Source organism: Mesorhizobium sp. M1E.F.Ca.ET.041.01.1.1, assembly GCF_003997355.1.
Taxonomy (GTDB): Bacteria; Pseudomonadota; Alphaproteobacteria; order Rhizobiales; family Rhizobiaceae; genus Mesorhizobium.
Window position 1 is genome coordinate 1 of record NZ_RZSL01000222.1, and the last position, 9,111, is coordinate 9,111.

General features: G+C 64.0%; 7 protein-coding genes and 2 pseudogenes. 4 read left to right on the top strand and 5 right to left on the bottom strand.

Annotation, left to right across the window (positions count from 1 at the left end):
* Positions 1-67, bottom strand: a pseudogene (locus EOA38_RS40980) (TetR/AcrR family transcriptional regulator); the annotation flags it as partial.
* Between the two features lie 228 nt (positions 68-295).
* On the opposite strand from EOA38_RS40980, the gene EOA38_RS18735 reads away from it, so the two are divergent.
* Positions 296-1,579: an MFS transporter gene (locus tag EOA38_RS18735; protein ID WP_127299918.1), complete on the top strand. Its 1,284-nt coding sequence runs from the start codon at positions 296-298 to the stop codon at positions 1,577-1,579.
* A gap of 257 nt (positions 1,580-1,836) precedes the next feature.
* Positions 1,837-3,411 (top strand): alkaline phosphatase, encoded by a 1,575-nt coding sequence (locus EOA38_RS18740; protein WP_127299919.1) that lies wholly within the window; start codon positions 1,837-1,839, stop codon positions 3,409-3,411.
* 251 nt (positions 3,412-3,662) lie between these two features.
* Here the strand turns inward: EOA38_RS18740 and EOA38_RS18750 are convergent, their stop codons facing one another.
* Complete coding sequence (locus tag EOA38_RS18750) at positions 3,663-3,932, bottom strand: hypothetical protein (protein WP_245480874.1); 270 nt, start codon at positions 3,930-3,932, stop codon at positions 3,663-3,665.
* A 213-nt stretch (positions 3,933-4,145) separates the two neighbouring features.
* Between EOA38_RS18750 and typA the strand changes: the two genes are divergently transcribed.
* Positions 4,146-5,975 (top strand): translational GTPase TypA, encoded by a 1,830-nt coding sequence (typA, locus tag EOA38_RS18755; RefSeq protein WP_127299920.1) that lies wholly within the window; start codon positions 4,146-4,148, stop codon positions 5,973-5,975.
* 56 nt (positions 5,976-6,031) lie between these two features.
* On the opposite strand, the gene EOA38_RS18760 is transcribed toward typA, so the two are convergent.
* From EOA38_RS18760 to EOA38_RS18775, 3 genes are all read right to left on the bottom strand, one after another.
* The gene (locus tag EOA38_RS18760; protein WP_127299921.1) at positions 6,032-6,658 is read right to left on the bottom strand and encodes a DUF1062 domain-containing protein; all 627 of its coding nucleotides are present in this window, start codon (positions 6,656-6,658) and stop codon (positions 6,032-6,034) included.
* Between the two features lie 646 nt (positions 6,659-7,304).
* Positions 7,305-7,628: a YciI family protein gene (locus EOA38_RS18770; protein ID WP_126091307.1), complete on the bottom strand. Its 324-nt coding sequence runs from the start codon at positions 7,626-7,628 to the stop codon at positions 7,305-7,307.
* Between the two features lie 254 nt (positions 7,629-7,882).
* On the bottom strand, positions 7,883-8,446 hold the full coding sequence (locus EOA38_RS18775; RefSeq protein WP_127299922.1) for a peroxidase-related enzyme: 564 nt from the start codon (positions 8,444-8,446) through the stop codon (positions 7,883-7,885).
* A 128-nt stretch (positions 8,447-8,574) separates the two neighbouring features.
* Here EOA38_RS18775 and EOA38_RS18780 point away from each other — a divergent pair.
* Positions 8,575-9,111, top strand: a pseudogene (locus EOA38_RS18780) (NAD-glutamate dehydrogenase domain-containing protein); the annotation flags it as partial.

Consider the following 9,111-nt stretch of genomic DNA (forward strand, 5'->3'; position numbering starts at 1 on the left):
GATAGGAGGCCGCGAGCTCGTCCTTGGACGGAAAGCTGCGGTAGAGGCTGGGCTTGGTGACGCCGGCGCGCGATCTTTTTTACCGCGAGGGCATCCGGGCGATCGGCGTCGATGAGATCGTCAGGCGCGCCACGTCGAGGATCTTGTCGGCGGCCTTCGGCGCCGGCGCGGCATGGGCCTCATTCACCGACGCTTCAATTTTATTGTCCGATGGCATTCAACAAACTCGCTTGACAATGTTACTGACCGGTACGTATGTATGGCGCCATCCCATTGCAACGTACCGGTCAGTAACATGATAGCTCAGTCCCGTCCGTTTGGCCAGCGCTACGCCTTTGTCGTCGTGGCCGTCATTTTCCTCTGCCTGCTGATCGCCGCCGGGCTTCGCTCGGCACCTTCCGTGATGATGCTGCCGCTGGAGGCGAGCTTCGGTTGGCGCCGCGATGTCATCTCGCTGTCCGCCGGCGTCGGCATTCTGCTTTACGGCCTGACCGGTCCTTTCGCCGCGGCACTGATGGAGCGCATCGGGCTGCGCCGCACGTTGCTTGCCTCGCTGCTCATCATGTCGGGCTCGACGGCGCTAAGCCTGTTGATGACCGAGCCCTGGCATCTCTTCATCACCTGGGGCGTGTTTTCCGGCATCGGCTCGGGCGCGGTGGCGAGCGTGCTCGGCGCAACCATCGTCAATCGCTGGTTCAAGACCAATCGCGGCCTGATGATGGGCCTGATGTCGGCATCGAGCGCCACCGGCATGCTGGTGTTCCTGCCGCTGATCGCCTCGCTGGCGCAGGCCGGCGGCTGGAAGCCGGTGGCGATCGCCGTTGCCATTGCCACTGCTGCGCTTGTGCCCATCGTCTTCCTGCTGGTACCGGAACGCCCGGCCTCGATTGGCCAAGTGCGTTTCGGCGCCGACGCTCACGATGTGCCGCCGGTATCGCCGGCCTCGCAGGGCAATTTCCTGACGCATACGCTCTCCACGCTGCGCCGTGCCGCGGGTACCAGGGTGTTCTGGTATTTGTTCGCCACTTTCTTCGTCTGCGGCTTCACCACCAACGGCCTCGTCGGCACGCATCTCATCGCCTTCTGCGGCGACATGGGCATCGGCGAAGTGCAGGCTGCCGGGCTGCTGTCGATGATGGGCATCTTCGACCTGATCGGCACGACGCTGTCCGGCTGGCTCACCGACCGCTTCGATCCGCGAAAGCTGCTCGGCGTCTACTATGCGGTGCGCGGCCTGTCGCTGATCTATCTGCCCTATTCCGGTTTCTCGGCGGTCAGCCTGATCATCTTCGCTGTGCTCTACGGGCTCGACTGGATCGCCACCGTGCCGCCGACGCTCAGGCTCGCCAACGAAGCCTTCGGCGACCGCAGCGGCCCGATCGTCTTCGGTTGGATCGTCGCCGGCCACCAGGTGGGCGCGGCAGCCGCGGCTGCCTTCGGCGGCACGATGCGGGAACTGCAGGGCAACTACGAACTCGCCTTCATGATCGCCGGCATGACGGGCATCGCCGCGGCGTGCATTTCGTTGTTGATCAATACGAGCAAGCCGGCGTTCGAGCCGGAGCCGCAGGCGGCTTGAGGCGCTGATCTCCCCCCTTGAGGGGGAGATGGCCGCGAAGCGGTCAGAGGGGGTCGGTCCGACTGGGCTCGGCCTACTGCTGCAAATGGGTGTTGGCGCTCCACGCGAGGTGACCCCCTCTGTCGCCTTCGGCGACATCTCCCCCTCGAGGGGGGAGATACCTGTTCACTGTTATCAAAACTTCATGGTTCCGATATGCGCCTGAAACATTGAGGCGTGAGCTTGGCGGTCCCGTTCAACGCCATCCGGAGACAGCCATGAACAAGATCTCGTTGACCCGCCGCGCTTTCATCACCTCGGCCAGCGCCTTTGGCCTTGTCGGCGCCTCCGGGCTCGCGCTGCCCTACTATTCCCGCGCCAGCCAGCGCCCGGCCTTCACCCACGGCGTCCAGTCCGGCGATGTCGACGCCACCTCGGGCATGGTCTGGACCCGCACGGACCGCCCGGCGCGCGTCATGTACGAAGTGTCGACGACTGAGAGCTTCGCCGATGCGACGAGGCTTGCGCCGCTCGATACCTCGCCGGCCAGCGACTATACGGTGAAACGGCTGCTCACCGACCTAGCCTCCGACCAGGACATCTTCTACCGCATGACTGCGGCCGACCTTTCCGACATCAACGCCGTCTCCGAGCCGATCGTCGGCCGCTTCCGCACCGCGCCGGCCTCGAAGCGCGACGTGCGCTTCGCCTGGTCGGGCGACACCGCCGGCCAGGGCTGGGGCATCGACGAGACCGGCATGAAGACCTACTCGACCATCGCCAAACACACGCCGGACTTCTTCCTGCATTCCGGCGACACGATCTATGCCGACGGCGCCATGAAGGACGAGGTCGACCTGCCCAGCGGCGGCAAGTGGAAGAACGTCGTCATGATCGACGGCAAGCGCAAGGTGGCCGAGACGCTGGACGAGTACCGCGACCAGTGGAAATACAACATGATGGACAAGCACGTGCTGGGCCTCTCCGCCATCTGCCCGACCTTCTATCAGTGGGACGACCACGAGGTGCTGAACAATTGGTCGGATTCGAAGAACCTGACGGCCGACAATCGCTACACGGAAAAATCCATCCATGTGCTCTCGGCTCGCGCGGCGCGCGCCTTCCACGAGATGACCACCATCCGCTACGAGCCGTCGGAGCCGGGCCGCGTCTACCGCAGAATAGCTTACGGCCCGCAGCTCGACGTGTTCTTCCTCGACATGCGCTCCTATCGCGGCCCGAACGGCCCGGACATGGAGGAAACGCTGACGCCCAAGTCGCGTATGCTCGGCGAACAGCAGACCAAGTGGCTGAAGCGGGAACTGGCGAATTCCAAGGCGACCTGGAAGATCATCGCCGCCGACATGCCGCTCGGCCTCATCGTCTGGGACGACGCCGCCAAGAAAGCCGGCGCCGAGGCGGTCAGCAACGGCGACAATGGCGCGCCGAAGGGGCGCGAGCTCGAATTCGCGGACCTGCTGCGCTACATCAAGAACGCCGGCATCACCAACACGGTGTGGCTCACCGCCGACGTGCACTACACGGCGGCGCACTACTACAATCCGGACAAGGCCAAGTTCCAGGATTTCAATCCGTTCTGGGAGTTCGTCTCCGGCCCGATCCACGCCGGCACGTTCGGCCCCAACGATTTCGACATGACCTTCGGTCCGGAGCTGAAATTCATCAAGGCGCCGACCGCCGAGCAGGGCCAGAACCTGCCGCCGTCGGCCGGGTTGCAGTTCTTCGGTCTGGTCGACATTTCCGGCGCCACCGAGCAGCTCACCGTGCGGCTGATGGATCGCGACGACAACGAGCTTTACAAGGTCACGCTCGACCCGGTGCGGTCGGCTTAGGAGGTTCTACACTTCGGAGCGTTGCGGCGATGCAGAATTTTGACGTTGGAGGGACAGCACCCCCTCTGTCCTGCCGGACATCTCCCCCGCAAGGGGGGAGATTGGCAGCTCCGCTGGCGGCGCTTTTCTGCGACGTCGGCGATTGGCGAAAGCCAGGGCGACATCTGATCTCCCCCCTTGCGGGGGAGATGCCCGGCAGGGCAGAGGGGGTGTGCCGGAGTGCTACCCTTGCCAGATAGCCGTCGCGAAGATCAATCCGGATAGCAGGTCGCGGGAATGTTCGGCCAGACGGCAGTGTCGCAGTTGGCCGCCTTCTGACGCTGCTTGAAAGCGGCGCTGACCGGGCCGGTAACGATCGGGTCGACGCCGTCAGGGGCGTCGGCGAACATCTGCTGCGCGGTCCTGGCGTCGGGCGGCTGGATGGAACCGGTCTCTCTCAGAGCCGTGGCCGACTGCGCCACACCGGCCGCAAGCAGCACGCCAAGCGCCGCCCATGCGAAAACCGGACGCAATCTGGACATCTGATCGGTCATGAACATCGAACTGCCCGGCCCCTCAAAGGTTCCGCCTTGGTTAACAGAATCATTTCACACCAAGACGTTTAAGAATCAGTGACCATGTATTTGGGGCGGGGCCTCCCCTTTCGCAATTGCGAAAAACCTTGTATGAGCCGCGCAACCGAAAAAGGCGGCGCTTTTGGGCCTGCTGCCTGCAACGCTCCCGAGACCAGACAAATGAACCTCCGCAATATCGCGATCATCGCGCATGTCGACCATGGGAAAACCACCCTCGTCGACCAGCTCCTCAAACAGTCCGGCGCCTTCCGCGACAACCAGCGCGTCGCCGAACGCGCCATGGATTCCAACGACCTCGAAAAGGAACGCGGCATCACCATCCTGGCGAAGGCGACCTCGGTCGACTGGAAGGGCACCCGCATCAACATCGTCGACACGCCCGGACACGCCGACTTCGGCGGCGAGGTCGAGCGCATCCTGTCGATGGTGGATTCGGCGATCGTGCTGGTCGACGCCGCCGAAGGGCCGATGCCGCAGACCAAATTCGTCGTCGGCAAGGCGCTCAAGGTGGGCTTGAGGCCGATCGTCGTCATCAACAAGATCGACCGCCCCGATGCCCGCCATATCGAGGTGGTCAACGAGGTGTTCGACCTGTTCGCCGCGCTCGACGCCACCGACGAGCAGCTCGATTTCCCGATCCTCTACGGTTCGGGCCGCGACGGCTGGGTGTCGGAAAACCCGGAAGGCCCGAAGGACCAGGGACTGGCGCCGCTGTTCGACCTCGTCGTCAAGCATGTGCCGGCGCCGACCGTGCATCCCGGTCCATTCCGCATGATCGGCACCATCCTGGAAGCCAATCCGTTCCTCGGCCGCATCATCACCGGGCGTATCGAGTCCGGCACGCTGAAGCCCAATCAGGCGGTCAAGGTGCTGCACCACGACGGCACGCAGATCGAGACCGGACGTATCTCGAAAATCCTCGCCTTCCGCGGCCTCGAGCGCCAGCCGATCGAGGAAGCGCAGGCGGGCGACATCGTGGCGATCGCCGGCCTCTCCAAAGGCACGGTCGCCGATACGTTCTGCGACCCGACGGTAACCGAGCCGCTGCACGCGCAGCCGATCGATCCGCCGACGGTGACGATGTCCTTCCTGGTCAACGACAGCCCGCTTGCCGGCACCGAGGGCGACAAGGTGACCAGCCGCGTCATCCGCGACCGGCTGCTGCGCGAGGCCGAAGGCAATGTCGCGCTGAAGATCGAGGAATCGCCGGAGAAGGATTCCTTCTTTGTCTCCGGCCGCGGCGAATTGCAGCTTGCGGTGCTGATCGAGACGATGCGTCGCGAGGGCTTCGAGATCGCCGTGTCGCGGCCGCGCGTCGTCATGCAGAAGGGCGATGACGGCCAGTTGCTGGAGCCGGTCGAAGAAGTCGTCATCGACGTCGACGAGGAGCATGCCGGCGTCGTCGTGCAGAAGATGTCGGAGCGCAAGGCCGAGATGGTCGAGCTGCGCCCCTCCGGCGGCAACCGCCAGCGCCTCGTCTTCCACGCGCCGACGCGCGGCCTGATCGGCTACCAGTCGGAGCTGTTGACCGACACGCGCGGCACCGCCGTGATGAACCGGCTGTTCCACGCGTATCAGCCGTACAAGGGTGAATTGCCCGGCCGCACCAATGGCGTGCTGATCTCCAACGAGCAGGGCGAGTCGGTCGCCTACGCGATGTGGAACCTGGAAGACCGAGGCCCGATGATCATCGATCCGGGCGTCAAGGTGTATCAGGGCATGATCATCGGTATCCATAGCCGCGACAACGACCTGGAAGTGAACGTGCTGAAGGGCAAGAAGCTCACCAACATCCGTGCCGCCGGCAAGGACGAGGCGGTGAAGCTGACGCCGCCGGTGCGCATGACGCTGGAGCGCGCGCTGGCCTGGATCCAGGACGACGAGCTTGTCGAGGTGACGCCGAAGACCATCCGGCTCAGGAAGCTCTATCTCGATCCGAACGAGCGCAAGCGCTTCGAGAAGTCGGCCAAGGTGATGGGCGCAGCGTAAGCCTTTTTCGCAAGCGGTCATTTGAGGGAGGGGGCATTGCTCCCTCCCTTTTCGTTTCATCCGCATGCGGCCGAGACGATGGCGTCGCGGTCGGCTTCGCTGGAAAGATCGATGCGGACCGCCATGCCGTCGCGCGGCGGCCTGCGCAAGGCCCTGGCGCCGTCAGGTTCGACAGCGAGCGTGCGCCGCTCTTCCCAATTGTGCAGTCTCGACCGCGAGATGCCGAGTTCGCCGGCAAGCAGACGGTCGAGCCGCAAAGGCGTCGCGGCGTCGAGCCGAAGTGCGAGCCAAAGCGCGGCAGCGCTTTCCGGCCTGCCATTCAGAAGCTCCTTTCGGATCGTGACATCCGGAAATTCCTCGATCCGTCCGATCCGGCTCCGTAGTGCCGTGGCATCGAAAGCATGGCTGCGCACGAGCGCCGGATCGTTGCTCTCGAGCGCCGCCAGCACCGCCGGTTCGATGTTGCGGCGGTTGCAGCGCTCAAAAATGGTGCGGTTCCAGGAATTGTCGCAGTCCGTGCAGCGGTAGATCAGCCAGGCATCGATGCGCTTGCCGTGGGCGTTGACGCGGAACTTTTCGCTGCACCGATAAGGCCTGGTGCCGCCGCAGCGGTTGCAGTTGATGAGAGGTCGAGGCGCGATTTTCGGCGCGATCGCCCAGCGGATACGCAACAGTCCAGACATGCCGGTAGGCCCTTCCCGTCGGGAAGTCCGTCAGGCCGGCGATGTCCGAGATGCCCGCGCGGGCACGGTGTGGCGAAAGGCTGTTTTGTTGGATGTTAGGCGTCGGCACGGATTGCACGACGGCGGCTCAGCAATGCCAAACCGGTCTCGGAACCGCCCGCCTGAAGAACACATGAAAATGATGCAGGTGCCGCCAAAGCTGCGCCTGCGGTGTTTTCGGGGAGTAGACGAGACCGGCGGTTACTGAGGCAAAGTGAAGCTCGAAATGGATGTCGGGACGGTTCTTCTAGCCGTGCGGCGGCGGAGGAGCAAGAGGCCGCTTGGCTGGGGGCGATGGCTCAGAGCCAGCTACTTCGGATGCTTGCGCTGCCCCTCATCCGCCTGCCGGCACCTTCTCCCCGTATTAGTGACGGGGAGAAGGTGGCTGGCCGTAGCGCTGGCTCCCTTCTTGCAACGCCGGCGATTCGCGAAACCGTCGATGAGAGCGCCCCTCTCCCCGTCACTATACGGGGAGAGGATGCCGGCAGGCAGGTGAGGGGCAGCGCCGACACTGCTTCATAGGGGCGAACCCCATCGGTGGTCGCACCGCCTCTTCGTTGGCTACCGGCTCACCCGGCACGCGGCATTCATGGGCGCCCCTCGACCATCACATCATCTCGATGATCGGCGCGATCTCGACGGTGAAGGCCGGGTTCGTCAGGATCGGGCAATCCTTGGCCTTGGCGACGGCATCGTCGATGTCCTTCGCCTCGACGATCGTGTAGCCGGCGGTCGGATTGCTGCCGCCATTGTTCTCGACCTTGCCGCCGGGCAACACTGTTCTCGACATGCCGACCGGATTGCCGCCGTCGACCACGGCCTGGCCGAGCTTGCCGTACCAGCCGGTCCAGGCATCCATCGCTGCTTTGCGTTCGGCCTCATCGGTCGGCATCTTGCCGGAGCCATGATAGACATAGAGAAACTTCGCCATGTTCTCCTCCCTTGTCGGCGGCGTCGAACCGGCATGCGGCCACGCCGCGCTATCTCTGTTTTGGCGCAATTCCGGGCGGGAAACCGTTTCTCACTTTTCCTGGAATTGCTTTAGCGACATGCGGCCATGCCGCAATCCGATATGCGGCCATTCCGCAATCCGATATGCGGCCATGCCGCAATCGTTGATCATCGGACCAAACGGCGGGGCGGGCAAATCAAAATTCGCAGATGCTAATATGAGGCTGATAAGCCTCACCTTGCCATGCCGTGGTATTCGGGGTTCGGCCGCATGTCGACGGCAGCCGCCACCCGGTTCGACATGTTGAAGAAGGCGGCCGTCGAAGCGATATCCCAGATATCGCGGTCGGTAAAGCCGGCCTGGCGCAAGGTGGCTCGGTCGGCCTCGACGATCTTTGCCGGCTCTTCCGTCAGCTTGACCGCGAACTCCAGCATCGCGCGCTGGCGAAGGGGCAGGTCCGCGGCGCGGAAATTCATCACCATCATCTCGCCAAGCGCCGGGTGGCCGGAAAGCTGGCGCACCGCCGCGCCATGCGCGGTCAGGCAGTAGAAGCAGTGGTTGATCGATGAGACGACCACAGCGATCATCTCGCGCTCCAGCTTCGACAGGCTGGAATCGCCGAGCATCAGGTCGTTATACATGTCGGTGAAGGCGCGCAGCTTCTTCTCGTCGAAGGCGTAAGCCAGAAGCACGTTGGGAACGAGGCCGAGCTTCTCCTCGCATTTGGCGAAATAGGCCTTTGTCGCCTCGCCGAGCTCCGCCTGGACCAGGTCGAGCGCGGTAATCCGGTTGGTCATGGTCGTTCTCCTTGCAGGGCGATGGCGTCGGTTCGAATTTTTTAAAACGTCGTCAAACCTTTGTCGCCAAACGGCAGTCATCTGGCTACCATAGTCGCAAAAGCATGCCACGGGAGGGAATTGGCGTCATGGCCAGCGTGAAATCCAAGCCGAAGAAGAGAGCCGCAGCCGCCGTGAAAGCGGAAGAGAGCCCAGCGAGGCTTGCCGACCACCTGCTTGCTCGTGCGCCGGCCGAGGATGTCGCGGCCTATGACGTGGCCGACCTGGAGCGCGCTGCCGACCTCGCCAGCCGGGCGGTCGCCGGCCACAAGAAGGGCGAGAGCGTCGTCGCGATCGAAGCTGATTCAGGCGTTTCCTGCGGCGGCAGGCCGGTCACGGTCATCACCGTCGTCAACGACAACATGCCGTTCCTGTTCGATTCCATCCTCGGCGAGATCGCCGAGACCGCCGGCGAGCCGACGCTGGTGACCCACCCGATCATGACGGTTCGGCACGGCAAGAACGGCGTCGTCGAGATCCTGGGCGACGGCGGCAAGGACGTCGACGATCATGACCGGCTGAGCGTCGTTCATGTCCATATCCCGCGGCTCACCGCGGAGCAGGCGCGCGCGCTCGCCGAGCGGCTGCGCAAGATACTCAACCAGGTCCGCGCCGCCGCCACCGAC